Below are 15,893 nucleotides of genomic sequence, written 5' to 3'. Positions count from 1 at the left end.
CTATGGTGACGAAGGCGTCCGGCGCGTCGCGGGCCGCCACGGCCGGTGAGGCGATGGCGGTGGTCGACGCGCGCGGCCTCGTCACCGGCTGGAGCGAGGGCGCCCGGCGCCTCACGGGGTACACCGCCGAGGACGTGACCGGGCGGCCGGCGGCGGACCTCGTCGACGGGGACGCGGCGGCGGTGTGGCGGACCCTGCTGACGCACGGCGACACGGTGGTGGTCCTGCGCTACCGGGACGGACGGCGCCAGAAGGTGGCGCTGCGCGTGTGCCCGCTGTGGGTGCCCGAAGGCGAGCGGCGCGGGTTCGTCGTCACCACGACACCGGACCGGACCGAGCGGGGCCTCGGCCAGCTGGCCTTCGAACAGGCGTCGATGTCCATGTCGGTCTTCGACACCGGGCAGCGCTATCTGCGGATGAACGACTGGGCGTGCCAGGTCATGGGGCAGCCGGAGGAGGAGTTCCGGCACCAGTACTTCCTCGACACCGTGGAGGACGCCGAGCACAGCCGGGGCTTCCTGCGCCATCTGGAGATCGTCGTGGAGACCGGGCAGCCCGTCCGCTACGAGAGCTGGACCCGTTCGCCCTCCGGTCGGCGCATGCATGCCTGGACCTCCGAGATGTGGCCGGTGCGGGACCACTCCGGACAGCTGATCGGCACCGCGCTCGCCGCGTTCGACAGCAGCGAGCAGTTCGCGGCGCGCCAGCGTCTGGCCCTGCTGAACGAGGCCGCCGGATCCATCGGCACCAGGCTCGACGTCGTGCAGACCGCCCGCGAACTCGCCGAGCTGGTGGTGCCCCGGCTCGCCGACTTCGCCAGCGTCGACCTGCTGGAGTCGGTGCTCCAGGGCGAGGAACCCGAGATGGGCCCCGTGGACGGCGACGTGGAACTGCGCCGGGCCGCCCACCACTCCGGTACTCCCGGCGTTCCGGAGGCGGCGATCGACCTGGGCTTCGCCGACCTCTACCCACCCTCCTCACCACCCGCCCGCGCCCTGCTCACCGGCGAACCCGTCCTCACCCGCACCGGCGACCGCTCTCTCGACTCCTGGTTCGCCCAGCACGGCGCCCGCTCCGCCAAACTCCAGGAGGCCGAGGACCACGACCTGTCCCTGATGGCCGTCCCGCTGGTGGCGCGCGGCACGACCCTCGGTGTGGCCGTCCTCGTCCGGCTCCTGACCCCCGAGCACCCCGACGCCTTCGACCAGGACGACGTTTCGCTCGCCGAGGAGCTCTCCAGCCGGGCGGCCGTCTGCGTCGACAACGCCCGCCGCTACACCCGGGAACGCACGACAGCGCTGGCGCTCCAGCGCAGCCTGCTGCCGAAGGCGGTCGCCGGACAGGCCGCCGTCGAGTTCGCCTCCCGCTATCTTCCGGCGCTGTCGCAGGCCGGGGTGGGCGGCGACTGGTTCGACGTGATCCCGCTGTCCGGGACCCGGGTGGCGCTGGTCGTCGGGGACGTCGTCGGCCACGGCATCCACGCCTCCGTCACCATGGGGCGGCTACGGACGGCCGTGTGGGCGCTCGCCGACGTGGACCTGCCGCCCGACGAACTCCTCACCCACCTCGACGACCTCGTCGAACACCTCGCGGCCGGCGACGCCACCGGCGACGGGGAGATCGGCGCGACCTGCCTGTACGCGGTCTACGACCCGGTGGACCGCAGCTGCACGATCGCCTCGGCCGGCCATGTGCCGCCCGTGGTGGTGCGCCCCGACGGCAGCGTCCAGGTCGTCGAGGTGGCCGCGGGACCGATGCTCGGCGTCGGCGGGCTCCCCTTCGAGGCGACGGACCTGGAGCTGCCCGAGGGTTCGCTCCTCGCCCTCTACACCGACGGCCTGGTCGAGGCCCGCGACCGTGACGTCGACACGGGCACCGCCGCCCTGTGCACCGCCCTGCAGGGGCCGGCGGGCAGTCTGGAGATCGCCTGCGACGCCGTGCTCAAGGCGCTGCTGCCCGACACCCCGGCCGACGACGTGGCGCTGCTGCTCGCCCGCACCCGCGCCCTCGACGCCGAACAGGTCGCCGTCTGGAACCTCTCCGACGACCCGGCCCTGGTCTCCAACGCGCGCAAGCTCGCCACCGAACAGCTCACCCGCTGGGGCCTGGAGGAGTCCGTCTTCGTCACCGAACTCGTCGTCAGCGAACTCGTCACCAACGCCATCCGCTACGGCGGCGCCCCCATCCAGCTGCGGCTCATCCGCGACCGCACCCTCATCTGCGAGGTCTCCGACGCCAGCAGCACCTCACCCCATCTGCGCCGGGCCCGCAGCTTCGACGAAGGGGGCCGCGGCCTGCTCCTGGTCGCCCAGCTCACCGACCGCTGGGGCAGCAGGCCCAGCGGCGCGGGCAAGACCATCTGGGCCGAACAGGCCCTGCCACCGAGCCTGTGAACGACTGTTGGGGGCGGCTCGCGCCACCCCCAACAGCCTTACCAGCGAAGGAAGTCACTTCTTCCGCAGGCGCACCGACACACCGTGCGCCGTGAAGACCTGCTCGGCCGTCCAGCCCTCGACGGCCACCGAGACCTCGGTGAACCGGCCCTGCAGGGACCGCGCCCCGATGACCGCGACCGTGCTGCCGGAACGCGGCGCCTGCTCGGCGTCGAAGCGGACCACCAGCTTGCTGCCCCGCTCCAGGACCGCGCGCCCGTCCACCACGAGGGCCGGGTCGGTGCCCCGGTCCAGCGTCACGTCGAGGACTCCGGCCTGCGCGTAACCGCCGCGCACCCGGACGGTGTGGTCGCCCGTGCTCAGCGTGCCGCCCTTCACCCGGACGTCACCCCGGCCGAACGCCTCCTTCGAGCCCGCCGCGAGCACCCCGGCCTCCACGACGGTGCCGCCCGTGTACCGGTTGGCGCCGGCCAGCGTCAGCGAACCGCTGCCCTTCTTGACGAGACCGCCCGAGCCGGTGATGTCGTTGCGCCAGGTGTCGGCCGCGTGGAAGCCGCCGAGCGCCGCGTCCAGCGTGACGGTGACGTCCGGGTCGAAGGCGCCGTAACCGTCCGCCGCCTCGAACAGGTTGAGCCGGCCCCACTGCTCCCAGCCGTCCAGCAGCACATAGCCGGACGGCAGCGCGGTCGTGCGCAGCACCTCGCGCCGCTGCGCCGCGTCGAGGTACGGCAGCCGCGTCTCCAGCAGGACCTCGGCGCCCTTCGGCACGGTCAGGTCCGTGGAACGGCCGCTCCGGGTCAGCACGTACGTCAGCTTCGGCTCGACTGTGCGGGCGTTGGCCCGGCGGTCGGCGTACGGGTCGGTGTCGGTGCCCGCCGAGTGCGCGTACGCGAACAGCGTGTCGGCCGTCGTGCCCGTCTTCGCCTGGAAGTACTCGGCGGCCTGCTTGCGCGCGGCGGCCTTGAGGTCGGCGTTCTTCGGGTCGGCGAGCGCGGCGGCGGCCAGCGCGGTGGCCATGACCCGGCCGCCGAGGACGTCGATCGTGGAGTGCATGCCCGAGATGATCCGGTCGTGGCTCGCTTCGAAGGCGCGCGTCACCATCTCCTGGAAGCGCTCCGGGACGGCGTACGCGTAGGCCAGGGCCGCCAGGTGGAGGGCGTTGGTGTGACCGCTGGGGAAGCCGCCGTCCTCGGCGGGGTTCTCGCCGCGCTGGCGCAGCAGCTGCGGGACGACGATCACGTCGGAGTCGTAGACCGGGAACCCGAGCTCGTCGGTCTTACCGGTGTCGACGACCTCGCTGTTCTCGTTCATCCGCCAGGGGCGCGGGTACTGGTAGGAGAACTTGGCCGGGTTGCCCGACGCGAACGGCCCGCGCACGGTGTTGACGAGCTGGGCCACCTTCCCGAGCTCGGAGGTGGTGGACCCGGCGCCGTTCGCGGACCCGGCGGGAGCGTCGGCGGGGACGGAGTCGCTGATCTTGCCCGCCGGGACGCCGTCCGGGGCGGAGGTGATCGAGGTGACCGCCATGGCGCCCGCCTTGTACAGCTCCGCGAGCGGGCCGAGACCCGTGATCACCGAGTAGCTCTGGTGCTGCCGGTCGGTGATGAACGCCTGGCGCGCCTGCGCCTCGGTGCGCCGCGAGGTGACACGCGCGCAGTAGCGCATGTTGGCGCGCAGGATCTCCGGCAGCAGCGGGGTGCCGGTGTTCCAGGCGTCCCCGGTCTTCCAGATCTGGGCGAAGCCGCCGAGGGCGCGGACCACGGCGTTGGTCTCGGGGGTGAGGTTCGCCGTGGTGTTGGTGGTGTAGTCGTCCACGAACGCGGCGAACGCGGTAGCGGCCTTGTTCTCGGCCCCGGAGGCCTGCCACATGGTCGCGAGGGTCGGAGCGGCGATCAGGCCGGCCGAGACGCCGAGTGAGCTTCTGAGGAAGACGCGGCGGTTGAGTCTGTGGTGCCCGGCAGCTGACGGCATGAGGTGCCGCTCCTTTCGCGGTGTGATGATCGTGCGGGCTGAGCGTGGGGTTGGCGTGTGACCGGTTGATGTCCGGTCGGCGACCGGACGGTGATCAGCGGGTGACCGGTCGGAGGAGAGTTCGTGAGAGTGTCAACGCCCCTTCGACCGGCGGTACTTGGAGCACACGCGGTCGCGCGGACGGTACAGCGTCCAGGAGTGCTTCGGCGAATGCGGAGTACAGCGCGGGCCGGGACAGGATCGTCCCGCCGGCCACCACCACGTCGTCCACGGCGACCCCGCGGGCGGCGAGCCGCGCGACGAGCGAGGCGAGCGCGCGGCCCCCGTCGGCGATCACCCGGTGGGCGAGCACAGAGCCCTCCTCGGCGGCCTCGAACACCGCGGGAGCGTGCCGGCCCCAGTCGGCGGAGATGGCCGTGGCGGCCTCCAACGCCCCACCGAGGGCCGGGACTTCGCTCACCTGGAAGGCGGCGACGAGCCGGTCGGCGAGTGCGTCGGGCGCCTCGCCCCGGTCGTGCGCCGCCCAGACGGCACGGGCCGCCTCACGGACCAGACCCGCGGCGCCGCCCTCGTCGCCGAGGACCGCACCCCAGCCGCCGACCTGCACGGAAGTGCCGTCGGTGGACCGGCCGACGGCCACCGAACCGGTGCCCGCGACCAGACCCACCCCCTGCTCGAAACCGGCGGCGGGCACCAGTAGTTCGGCGTCCCCCACCACCAGGCACGGCACCTGAAGCCGTTCCTGGAGAGCTAGACGTATCCCTTCGCACTGCCGGGGCGTCTCGCAGGCATGGGCGCCGACGGCCACAGCGGACGGAAGGGTGTGCGCGGGCAGCGCCTCCCCGACCAGCGTGGCCAGCCATGCGGCGGCGGCCACCTGGTCGTGCGGCCGCCAGCCGCGGCTCGCACGGACATGATCGGCGACGGAGTCCGTCCCCGTGGCAGCACGGAGATGGGTCTTGGTGCCGCCCACGTCGATACCGACCGCGACGGGCCTGGGGTCCTGCACGAAAGGCCTCTTTCGTCGTTGCGTGGCGATGGCGCAGCGACGGCTGGGCGAAACCGTGCCTGGACGCACAGAGTCTGTGGGGAGTGCTAGGGAAGCCCCGGGACGGGCCTCTGCTGGTGCGGCAGGCGAGTACCGCTTGACTTCGTTAGGAAATTAACTAACGAATAAGGGTGCGTCAAGGGTTCGGACCGGATACCGCACGACCGTGCGGCCGGATGATCGCCGTACGACTGGGGAGAGCATGCACCTGAGCGAGAGCGCCCGCGCTGTCTTCGCCGTACTGGCCGCGTCGAGCACCGCCACCCGCCCCCAACTGGCCACCGGGGCGCGGCTTTCCAAGCCGACCGTCTCCTCCGCCGTGGCCGAACTGGAGGCCGCCGGTCTCGCCGCCCGCTCGGGCACCCTCTCCGGCGGCACGGGCAGGTCAGCGGCCGTATACGATCTCGGGCGCGCCGCCGGCGCGGTTCTCGCCGTCGACCTCGGCCCCAGCGTCACCCGGGTGCGGATCTGTGCCCTGGACGGCACGCTGCTCGCCGAGGGCACCGGCCTGCGGGCGGACACCGTCGGCGTGGTCGAGGACGTCCTGTCCGGGCTGTCGGCCGACGCGCCGCTGCGCGCCATCGTCGTCGCCGTGGGCGACGTCACCACCCAGGGCCGGGAGGGCACGGCCGTGCGCCCGGCGACCGCCAAGGCCGGCCCCATCTTCGACGCCCTGACCGTGGCGCTCCCGCCGGGCGTGCCCGTCCACGTCGAGAACAACGTGAACTGCGCCGCCCTGGCCGAGCTGCACGAAGGCGCCGCCCGTGGCCGGGACACCTTCGGGTATCTGCGGATCGGCGTCGGTATCGGTCTCGGTGTCGTCATCGGCGGCCACGTGCTGCGCGGCGCGAACGGCGCCGCCGGTGAGGTGGCCCGCCTGCCCTACCCGTGGGACGCGGACCGCGAACCGCGCCACGAGGGCCTGGAGGAGCACATCGGAGCGCGCTCCCTGCTCCGCCGGGCGGCGGACGCCTGGCGGGACACCGACGGCCTGTGCCCCGACACCGTCGACGGGCTGTTCGCGCTGGCCGACGCCGGGCACACCACCGCCCGCGCGGTCGTCGGCCGCCATGCCGCCGACGTGGGTCGGCTCGCCGCCGCGGCCACCGCCGTCCTGGACCCCGGGCTGATCGTGCTGGGCGGCGCCGTCGGCTCGAAGCCCCAGCTCCTGCCCGGCGTACGGGCCGAACTGGCCAGACTCAGCTGGCCCACCGAGGTCATGAGCAGCGCGCTCGGCGACAGCGGCACCGTGGTGGGAGCCAGTCGGCTGGCCGTGGCCCGCGGAATCCAAACCGTGACCGGAGGGGCGGCGGTGAAGCATTGACGGACTCCACCGACATCTGCCAATGTCCGGACAAGCGCTTTCTAAGTCGGCCGGGACGCCGACTTGGGGTGAGCCTCCCGCCCGTACTCGACGTACGGCAACCGCACGAGGGCGTGCCCGTGCGGTGACGGCCAGAACGGCCGGGGATCCCGCCCCGCGTGGACGACGCGGCCGGGCGAGGCCGCGCCCCCGGAAAGCAACTTCTCCTGCAAACTGCACCCGTGCCGCCTCGGTCGGCGCCGTGCTCTGTCCCCTACCGAAAAAAGGGATCGAAGATGATCACTGTGGGTGTGCGGCGCTCCCGCCGACTCGGCCGCGGCGGAATGCGCCGCCTGGTTCCCCTCGCTGCCGGCGCCTCGGCAGCCGTCCTTCTGCTCTCCGCCTGCGGAGGGGGATCCGAGTCGGGCGGGACCTCCAAGTCGCTGACGTTCTGGATCTCCACGGTTCCGGGGCAGGACGCGGGCTGGAAGAAGATGGTGGCGCAGTACGAGAAGGAAACCGGCGTCAAGGTCAAACTCGTCAACATCCCCTACGACGGCTATGCGACGAAGCTGCGCAACTCCGCGCAGGCGAACTCGCTGCCCGACGTGGCGGCCGTGCCGGCGCTGGACCCGATCTGGTCGAACAAGCTGATCGACCTCAGCGACATCGCCAACAACAAGACCAACAAGATCAACGCCAACTTCGTCGCCAAGGACTCGTCCGGGAAGGTGCTGTCCATTCCCTCGGACGTCACCGCGTCCGGCATGTTCATCAACAAGTCGCTCTTCGAGAAGGCCGGCGTCGACTACCCGACCTCGCCCGACAAGACCTGGACCTGGGACGAGTTCATCAAGGCGGCGGACGAGGTCCGGGAGAAGACCAAGGCCAAGTACTCCCTGACCTTCGACCAGTCGCCGTCCCGGCTGCGCGCCATGGTGTACGAGATGGGCGGGAAGTACGTCCACGCCGACGACTCCGGCAAGTTCTCGGTGGACGCGGCGACCAAGAAGGCCGTGAACACCTTCGTCGGATGGAACGACGACAAGACCATGCCGAAGTCGGTGTGGACCAGCGGCGCCGACCCGTCGGCCATGTTCCAGAGCGGTGACGTCGTCGCCTACTGGTCCGGCGTGTGGCAGGTCGCCGCCTACGCGGAGAGCATCACGAAGTTCGAGTGGGCGAGCGTCCCGACTCCCGCCCAGCCGGTGCAGGCCAGTGACGTCAACAGCGGCGGCATGACGGTGGGCTTCAATAACAACGCCGACGCGGCCGCCGCCGCGGAGAAGTTCCTGTCCTGGCTGTACGAGCCCGACCACTACAAGGCGCTGTGCGAGGCCTCCGGCTTCCTGCCGGTCGAGACCGGTCTGAACCCGAAGTACCCCTTCAAGTCCGAGGCGGCGCAGGCGGCGTTCAAGCTCTACAACGAGTCCATCCCGCTCTACGACCCGATCTCCGGCTACTTCAACAGCGCGCAGACGAACTGGGTGCTGAAGGGCAAGAGCCTCGCCGACGACCCGACCAAGGCGGAGCTCGGCAAGGCGATCAACGGCGAGCAGTCGGCCGACAAGGCCCTGCAGAACATCGTCGACGGCTACAACACGCAGGTCGGCGGCTGAGCGCAGGCCGACAGGCCCGGGCGGCGGTGTCTCGGCCCCGCCGCCCGGGCCCCCGGTCTCCACGTGATGCCGGGCTCATGGCCTGAGCCCACCGGAATCCATTCCACCAGCACGGAGTCAGGAAGATGACAAAACGCGCCTCGGACGCTTCGGACGTGTCCGTGAGCCCGCCCAGGAGACGAAGCAAGTACACCCTCGCACCGCTCGTCCTCATCACGGGCAATGTCGTGCTCTTCGCGCTGTTCTTCGTCTGGCCGGCGGTGATCGGGCTCGTCTACTCCTTCACGAACTACACGGGTGTGGGGTCGTTCCAGTTCGTCGGACTGGACAACTACCAGAAGCTGCTCGGGGACTCGACCTTCTACTCCGCGACGACCCGCACGCTGCTGTACACCGTGCTCTTCGTCCCGCTGAACTTCGTGTTGTCGCTGCTCATCGCCAACGTGCTGGTGAGCAAGCACGCCAAGGGCGCGTCGGTCGCCCGTATCTTCTTCTTCATCCCGTGGCTGCTGTCGCCCATCATCGTGGGTGTCCTGTGGCGATGGCTGTTCGGTGAGAACTTCGGACTGGTCAACTACCTCATCGAGAAGGTCGGCGGAAGCGCCGTTCCCTGGCAGTCGAACGCGGACCTGTCACTGATCGTGGTCGTGGTGGCGGCAGCCTGGGCCTGGACGGGCTTCTCCATGCTGCTGTTCATCGCGGCGATCAAGAACGTACCGACGTCGTACTACGAGGCGGCGGCGCTCGACGGCGCCGGTCCGTGGCGCCAGTTCATCAGCATCACCCTGCCGAGCATCGCCCCCACGTCCTTCATCGTCATCCTGCTCAACACGATCCACGCGATGAAGGAATACGCGGTGTTCGCCTCCCTCAACAACGGTGGACCCGGAACGTCGAACAACCTGCTTGTCCAGTACATCTACCAGACGGGGTTCAAGACGGGCCAGATCGGCTACGCGAGCGCCGCGTCGTTCGTGCTCATGCTCATCCTGATGGCCGTCGCGATCATCCAGATGATGGTCAACCGGCGGGTGGAGAACCGATGACAACCACAGACACAGTGCGCAAGGTCGACACCGATTCCGTGCCGGCCGTCTCCAGGAAGCGGTCCCGCGGCGCGGCGAGCGGCGGGCTTCGGCGCGCGATTGCCCCGACGACTCTGCTGTGGGTCCTGGCGGGCCTCTACGGGCTGCCGGTGCTGTGGTTCGTCCTCAGCTCCTTGAAGCCGGCGGGAGACCTGTTCTCCCTTCCGCTGACGCTGTTCCCGGACGACCCCACCGTGTCGGGTTACAAGGAAGCGTGGGCAAGCGCCAACTTCTCCGGGTACTTCATCAACACGATCATCGTGTGCGTGATCGCGACGATCCTCACGGTGGGGGTCAGCTGCTGCACCGGGTACGCGCTGGCCAAGTACGACAACAAATGGCTCAAGGCCTTCTTCCTCTGCATCCTGGCCACCACGATGCTGCCGGCCGAGGTCATGCTCGCCCCGCTGTTCCTGGTGGTCCGCGACCTCGGCCTCTACAACTCGCTCTCCGGCATCATCCTCCCGGCCCTGCTCACCGCGACCGGGTGCTTCATGTTCCGCCAGTTCTTCCTGACGGTCCCCGACGAGCTCATCGAGGCCGCCCGCATCGACGGCGCGCGTGAACTGTCGATCTTCATGCGGATCATGGTGCCGCTCTCCCGGCCCATCATGCTGACGCTCGCCATCCTGTCGTTCCAGTGGAGGTGGAACGACTACATCTGGCCGCTGCTGATGCTGAACGACCCCGAGAAGTTCACGGTGCAGATCGGCATCCAGAGCCTCGTCGGCGCGCAGAACATCAACTGGTCGGTGCTGCTCGGCGGATCGGTCATCTCCATGGTCCCGCTGATCGTCGTCTTCCTGGTGTTCCAGAAGTACGTCATGAACGCCGACATCAACGCCGGACTGAAGGACTGACCTTGCCCACCCCGCTCGACCACGAGTTCGTCCGGTCGGCGGCCCGCGCCGCCGACCGGACGGCCGCCCCGCTCGCGGCCCGCCCCGACGAGGAACCCGCCGGTGTGCCGCACCGTGGTCTGGCGCGGCGGGTGAAGACCCTGGTCGCGGCATACCGATCCCCGGACTCGGCACTGCACGGCAGCGGCCAGGCCGTCGCCGCCGCGATGACCCACCTCGGCGCCCTGCGGGCCGCGCAGACCACCACCGGCCTCTTCGCCGGCGGCGACAACGTGCAGTCACCGCCGGACTCCGCCTTCACCGTCAACGACGTGTGCGACGCGCACGTCCTCGCCGCCGACGCGGGCCCGGAACTGCGCGACGTCACGGCCGCGCTCGCCGAGATCGCCGGCGCCGCCACCGGCAGCCTCCTGACGGGCGGGGTGCACACCCCGAACCACCGCTGGGAGCTGTGCGCGGCGCTGGCCCGGCTGCACCGGTCGTTCCCGGACGACCGGCTGCTCGACCGCGTCGAGGAGTGGCTCGCCGAGGGCGTCGACATCGACGCGGACGGCCTGTACTCGGAACGCAGCGCCAACTACGCGGCCCATGTGTCCAACCCGTCGCTGCTGCTGCTGGCCGAAGTGCTCGGCCGCGCCGACCTGCTGTACGCCGTCGAACGCAATCTCGCCACGACCCTGGACCTGATCAGGCCGGACGGCACGGTGGAGACCGTCCATTCGCGACGGCAGGACCAGTACCACCCGTTCCCGCTGGCGCCCTACCTGCCGCACTACCGGCTGCTCGCGATCCGCACCGGCCGGGGCGACTTCGCCCGGGTGGCGCGGCTGGCGGCCGCCGGCGGTATCGACGACCCCGACCTGCTCGCCGAGACCCTCCTCACCCCGGACCTGTGCCGCGCCCTGCCGGCCCCGACCCCGGAGGCCCTTCCGCGCGACCGGTACCTCACCACCGCACGCCTCGCCGCACGCGCCTCGGCCACCGCGCACACGGTGGTGTACGGCGGCTCCGACGTGCCCGAGCACCGGCGCATCCGCTCGGGCCTCGCCTGCAACCCCACCTTCCTGCGCCTGTTCGCCGGCGAAGCCGTCCTCGACGCGGTCCGTCTCTCGCGGGGGTTCTTCGACCTGGGCCCGTTCCGCGCCGCCGACATGCGGCAGCCCGCCGACAACCGGTACCGGCTCACCGAAACCCTCACGGCCGCCTACTACCAGCCGCTCCCGACGGACCAGAGGCGGGACGACGGCGTCTACCGGCTGGTGGACGACGGACGCTTCTCGGCCTCGATGGCCTTCCCGGACCGGCCTCGGGACGAGGTCTCCCACACGACCCGCGTCGAGGTGGACCTGCGGGAGGACGGTGCCGACCTGCGGATCGACATCAGCGGACCACGGGTGCCCTGGTCCCTCGAACTGACCTTCCGGCCGGGCGGTGTGCCAGAGGGCGCCGTACCGATCGGCGACGGACGCTGGTGCCTGACGACCGGGCCGATGACCTACCGGGTCGGTGACGACGAGATCCGGATCGAGGCCGATGTCGAGGCAGGCGAACCGCTGGCCGGGCCGGACCGGAGCGACGTACTGCGGTACGACCCGGGGCAGGACTACACCGTGGTGGGCGGCACCGACGCGACGACCGGGAACCGTGTCCACATCGGTGGACTCGGCCCGCACACACTGACCGTCACACTGCGCGCCCGCCGGTCCGCACCCGTGGTGTGACTCCGACGAACCACGCCATGGCCACCCCAGGCATGAAGGGCTGATCCCCGTGCACCTCGCGTCCCCTTCCGTGTACCTCACGCACCAGCGCGGCCCCCTGCACGACCTGCCCGACACCCCCGAGGCGTACGACGAGGTCCTCGCCGCGGTCACCGAGGAGGCCCTCGCCCGGCTCACGCCCGAGGGCAACCTCGAACACCCCGACTGCGTCGACGACATCGGCGACACCTCCCTCGGCGTCACCTCGCTGCTGGCCCTCGCCTGGCACCGCACCGGGGATCCGCGCCTGCCGGAGGCCGTGCGCCGCAGCACGGACTTCCACCTCCGCGAGCGCGTCTACACGGACGACAACCCCGGCTACCCGAACCTGAGACTCCGCAACTCCGGCTTCCCGTACGCCCGTTACACCCTGGCGTCGGGCGCCCACCCGATCGGCGACTGGCCGAGCACGGTGTGGGCGCTGCTCCAGGCCGTCAACCTGCTCGACCTCGCGGACGGTCTCCTGGACGCCGAACAGACCGACGCCCTGCGGGAGATGAGCCGCGGCTACTGGCGCTGGCTCACCGAGGCGACCTTCTTCAACCCGCAGGAGGCCGGCAACCAGGCGATCGGCTGCGTCGTGGGCGGCCTGATGCTGGCCCGCCACCTCCTGCCGGAGGAGGGACAGCGGGTCCGCGCCCACGCGATCGCCCTGTACCTCGAGGAGATCCGCGCCCACCGGGTACGCGACCGGGGCGCACTCCTCCCGCCGGAGCACGGCGGCGCGTACGACAACAACTACGGTCCGATCTCCCTGTCCTTCCTCGCCAAGGCCCACCTGGTCAGCGGCGAGGAGATCTTCGCCGAGGACGGGGAAGCGGTCGCCCGCTACATCGACGCACGACTGACGGTCGGCGGCTTCGACAACGGCGGCCCGCGCTACAGCGAACAGCACTCCGGCTTCGAGTCGGTCCTCGGCCTGCGCTACTTCGGCCACCGCATCGGCGCCGACCTGGGCCGCTACCGGGGCGACACCCGCTGGGGCCGGCACGCGGTCAAGCCCGACGGCGGCGTCGACGGCCACTTCGCATGGATGCTGGTCTGGCAGATCCAGGACACCACGCCCTGGCACCGCACCCCGTCCACCGAACCGGTCCGGCACCAGCTGCGCGCGGGCGGAGTCTCGGTCGCCTTCGACTCGAAGATGACCCCGTCGCTGATCGAAGCCGACGGAACGTACTTCCTCCCCGCGGCCGTCAACCGCCGGCACGGCTTCGGCCCGGTCGTCGACGGCTTCCTGCTGTGCCGCCCCATGGGCGAGACCCGCGTCCGGGACGTCCGGACCGACGGCCTGACGGCCAAGCTGGTCACCAAGCCGGTCGTCACCCGCGACCACGTGCTGTGCCACGTCCAGTCCCTGTACGTCACCGACGGCACCCGCCTGTGGACCACGGTCGCCGTCGAACGCCTCCCCGGCGAGCCGTACCTCCTCGCCGGCCTGCCGTACGTGTCGGACGACGGCGACGGCCTGCGCCGCATCGCCGAGGCCCAGGTGACCTCCGCCGGTGACCTCCGCCTCACCCACCCGGCCACCGAGGGCCCGGAGTTCTTCGACGCCCGCACCGACACCACCCAGGAACTCGCCGCCTTCGCCCTGGCCGCCGACCCGCGCGGCTACGGCAACCCGGACGAGGGCTGGTCGCACTTGGTGGCCTCCACCGCTATCGAGGCGACGCCCGCACCGGGAGCTCCGGAGGACCTGAACGTTTTCGCCGTCCGTTATGGCGGCTCAGGAGACACCTTCGCCCCTGCCTTCGACCGCACTCCGGAGGGCCTGATGATCCGCACGGAGGCGTTCACGGCGGTGATCGGCCCCCCTGCCGGAGACGAGAAGGGCGAACCGACCCTGACACTGCGCGCCTGAGCATCGGCCGTCCCAGCAGCGAGAGGGACAGGCTTGCCTTGCACAGCTGCGGGCAGTCGTGCCGCTGGGGCGCGCCCACCCGCAGCGGGACGGGGAAGCCTGCCTGTCGTAGTTGCGGGCAGTCGTGCCGCTGGGGCGCGCCCACCCGCAGCGGGACGGGGAAGCCTGCCTGTCGTAGCTGCGGGCAGTCGTGCCGCTAGGGGCGGCACGGGTGGGCGCAGCGGCACCCGGCAAGCGCCGGTGAGCGCAGCCCGCCCCCGCCCAGCCGCAGCCGCCGGGCGCCCTCACCCCTCACCCCTCAGGCCTCCGCCCCCACCTGCGGCATGGCCGACGCCGGCACCACCAGGTCCGCCCGCCCCCGAGTCGCCGCCACCAGCTCCGCGTTGCGCTGATCCGTGCCGAGGACCCAGGTGACCGCCTCCTCGTGCTCCTTGCCGAACTCCTCGTGGCGGGCGACGAGGCGGCGTACGCGTTCCGTTTCGTCGAGGTCGCAGAACCAGACCTCGTCGAGGTGGGACCGGACGCGGGGCCAGGGGCGGTCTCCCAGGAGGAGGTAGTTCCCCTCGGTGACGACCAGACGGGCCGTGGGCGGCACCGGGATCGAGCCGGCGACGGGCTGCTCCAGGGTGCGCTCGAAGCCCGGTGCGTAGACGATGTCGTCCTCGTCGCCGTGCAGCCTCGCCAGCAGGGCCGCGTACCCGGCCGCGTCGAAGGTGTCCGGCGCGCCCTTGCGGTCCGGGCGGCCGAGGCGGGCCAGTTCGACGTCGGCGAGGTGGAAGCCGTCCATGGGGACGTGGACGACCCAGGGCTCGCCGTCGCCGTTGAGTGTGCGCGTCACCTGCTCGGCCAGGGTGGTCTTCCCCGCGCCGGGGCTGCCGGCGATACCGAGGAGGGCCCGGCGGCCGGGTCGGACGAGGGAAGCGGCCCGCTCCAGCAGGTCGTCGAAGGTCAGGGGCATACGGACGACGGTAGACCGGAATCGGCGTAGGCGGGCCGAGAGCGGGCAGACGAGCCCTGCTGTCGGTCGGAGCGGGGGGAACGAGGAAAAGGGGAAGACGCCGCATGACGGAGAGGACCTGGTCGGAGCCCGACGGCGAAGGCGAGGCGGTGCGGGAGGAACTGGCGCGGCTGCGTGCGGAGGTACGGCAGCTGCGCACCCGTATGGAGGGCCGGCCACTGGTCGCCCAGGCCCAGGGCATGCTGCGGGAACGCTATGCGCTGCCGGACGCGGAGAGCGCGTTCGCGCTGCTTCAGCGGGCCTCGCAGCAGTACAACGTCAAGCTGCGCACCCTGGCCGAGGCCGCGGTGAGCGCACCGCGCCCGGACGAGCGGGACGCCGTGTGGTTTCCCGGCCGGGCCCGGCACGCCGAGCCGGTTCTCAGCTTCGACGAGGCCCGGACCCGTCGGGTCGGACGCGCCAACCGGAGCGAGGTCCTCGGAGCGGTCCTCAGCCAGGCACTCGCCGTCGTCGGCACCGACATGGGCAACGTCCAGATCACCGACCGCACCATGGGCGGACTGCGCATCGAGAAGCACACGGGGCTCACGGAGGACTTCGTCGACTTCTTCGCCTACGTCGACGACGACGGCACGGCCTGCGCGGCCGCCGCGCAGAGCACCGCACTTGTCACCGTCCAGGACGTCGCCACGGACCCGGTGTTCACCGAACCGGCCCGCGAGACCATCCTGCGCGCGGGCTGCCGCGGCGTCCACAGCGTGCCGCTGACCACCGAGTCCCACCGGTGTGTGGGCGTCGTGTCCGTCCACACCGACCGCCCGGTAAGGGAATTGACGAAAGGTCAGACGAAGGAACTGGAGGTGGTCGGCGCCGAGGTGGGCCGCTGGCTCGCCTGGTACGACCGCACCGTCGTCCTCGATGCCCTCGAACACCTCCACACCCTCGGCCGCGCCCACGGCGGCGGCCGCATCAGCCGCCGATGACCGGTTGTCGCGCTCCCGGCCCACTGACTTCCGCCACGCGGGGAACCCC

Annotated in this window: 11 protein-coding genes; 8 read left to right on the top strand and 3 right to left on the bottom strand. The window is 71.3% G+C overall.

Translation table 11 applies throughout. The annotated features are described in order from the left end of the window. Positions 1–2 precede the first annotated feature (2 nt). Positions 3–2,393 carry a SpoIIE family protein phosphatase gene (locus JIX56_RS02370; RefSeq protein ID WP_257537078.1) on the top strand — a complete coding sequence of 797 codons (2,391 nt, stop codon included), beginning with the start codon at positions 3–5 and terminating at the stop codon, positions 2,391–2,393. A 54-nt stretch (positions 2,394–2,447) separates the two neighbouring features. On the opposite strand, the gene JIX56_RS02365 is transcribed toward JIX56_RS02370, so the two are convergent. Both JIX56_RS02365 and JIX56_RS02360 read right to left on the bottom strand, forming a co-directional pair. Beyond that, on the bottom strand, positions 2,448–4,364 hold the full coding sequence (locus JIX56_RS02365) for a phosphatase PAP2 family protein (RefSeq protein ID WP_257537077.1): 1,917 nt from the start codon (positions 4,362–4,364) through the stop codon (positions 2,448–2,450). Positions 4,365–4,458: 94 nt separating this feature from the next. After that, positions 4,459–5,373, bottom strand: a complete 915-nt coding sequence (locus tag JIX56_RS02360) for an N-acetylglucosamine kinase (protein ID WP_257537076.1) — start codon at positions 5,371–5,373, stop codon at positions 4,459–4,461. Between the two features lie 241 nt (positions 5,374–5,614). Between JIX56_RS02360 and JIX56_RS02355 the strand changes: the two genes are divergently transcribed. From JIX56_RS02355 to JIX56_RS02330, 6 genes are all read left to right on the top strand, one after another. After that, the gene (locus JIX56_RS02355) at positions 5,615–6,736 is read left to right on the top strand and encodes an ROK family protein (protein WP_257537075.1); all 1,122 of its coding nucleotides are present in this window, start codon (positions 5,615–5,617) and stop codon (positions 6,734–6,736) included. Between the two features lie 275 nt (positions 6,737–7,011). Beyond that, the gene (locus JIX56_RS02350; protein ID WP_257537074.1) at positions 7,012–8,334 is read left to right on the top strand and encodes an extracellular solute-binding protein; all 1,323 of its coding nucleotides are present in this window, start codon (positions 7,012–7,014) and stop codon (positions 8,332–8,334) included. A 125-nt stretch (positions 8,335–8,459) separates the two neighbouring features. Continuing rightward, positions 8,460–9,380, top strand: coding sequence for a carbohydrate ABC transporter permease (locus JIX56_RS02345; protein ID WP_257537073.1), 921 nt, complete (start codon positions 8,460–8,462; stop codon positions 9,378–9,380). Continuing rightward, positions 9,377–10,279: a carbohydrate ABC transporter permease gene (locus tag JIX56_RS02340; protein ID WP_257537072.1), complete on the top strand. Its 903-nt coding sequence runs from the start codon at positions 9,377–9,379 to the stop codon at positions 10,277–10,279. The genes JIX56_RS02345 and JIX56_RS02340 overlap by 4 nt, the downstream gene beginning before the upstream one ends. A gap of 2 nt (positions 10,280–10,281) precedes the next feature. Further along, complete coding sequence (locus tag JIX56_RS02335; RefSeq protein ID WP_257537071.1) at positions 10,282–12,000, top strand: hypothetical protein; 1,719 nt, start codon at positions 10,282–10,284, stop codon at positions 11,998–12,000. A gap of 70 nt (positions 12,001–12,070) precedes the next feature. Further along, the gene (locus JIX56_RS02330; protein ID WP_257537070.1) at positions 12,071–13,903 is read left to right on the top strand and encodes a hypothetical protein; all 1,833 of its coding nucleotides are present in this window, start codon (positions 12,071–12,073) and stop codon (positions 13,901–13,903) included. A 298-nt stretch (positions 13,904–14,201) separates the two neighbouring features. Here the strand turns inward: JIX56_RS02330 and JIX56_RS02325 are convergent, their stop codons facing one another. Then, positions 14,202–14,861, bottom strand: a complete 660-nt coding sequence (locus JIX56_RS02325; RefSeq protein ID WP_257537069.1) for a nucleoside/nucleotide kinase family protein — start codon at positions 14,859–14,861, stop codon at positions 14,202–14,204. Between the two features lie 104 nt (positions 14,862–14,965). Here JIX56_RS02325 and JIX56_RS02320 point away from each other — a divergent pair, with 104 nt between their 5' ends. Then, the gene (locus JIX56_RS02320) at positions 14,966–15,844 is read left to right on the top strand and encodes an ANTAR domain-containing protein (protein ID WP_257537068.1); all 879 of its coding nucleotides are present in this window, start codon (positions 14,966–14,968) and stop codon (positions 15,842–15,844) included. The last annotated feature ends 49 nt before the right edge of the window (positions 15,845–15,893 follow it).

This window comes from Streptomyces sp. CA-210063 (genome assembly GCF_024612015.1).
Lineage (GTDB): Bacteria > Actinomycetota > Actinomycetes > Streptomycetales > Streptomycetaceae > Streptomyces.
This window is presented reverse-complemented; position numbering and strand designations above follow the sequence as displayed.

Coding starts and splice junctions, on each gene's coding strand:
- JIX56_RS02355 (WP_257537075.1), top strand. CDS start 5,615: ATGCACCTGAGCGAGAGCGCCCGCGCTGTCTTCGCCGTACTGGCCGCG.
- JIX56_RS02365 (WP_257537077.1), bottom strand. CDS start 4,364: ATGCCGTCAGCTGCCGGGCACCACAGACTCAACCGCCGCGTCTTCCTC.
- JIX56_RS02370 (WP_257537078.1), top strand. CDS start 3: ATGGTGACGAAGGCGTCCGGCGCGTCGCGGGCCGCCACGGCCGGTGAG.
- JIX56_RS02325 (WP_257537069.1), bottom strand. CDS start 14,861: ATGCCCCTGACCTTCGACGACCTGCTGGAGCGGGCCGCTTCCCTCGTC.
- JIX56_RS02320 (WP_257537068.1), top strand. CDS start 14,966: ATGACGGAGAGGACCTGGTCGGAGCCCGACGGCGAAGGCGAGGCGGTG.
- JIX56_RS02340 (WP_257537072.1), top strand. CDS start 9,377: ATGACAACCACAGACACAGTGCGCAAGGTCGACACCGATTCCGTGCCG.
- JIX56_RS02345 (WP_257537073.1), top strand. CDS start 8,460: ATGACAAAACGCGCCTCGGACGCTTCGGACGTGTCCGTGAGCCCGCCC.
- JIX56_RS02350 (WP_257537074.1), top strand. CDS start 7,012: ATGATCACTGTGGGTGTGCGGCGCTCCCGCCGACTCGGCCGCGGCGGA.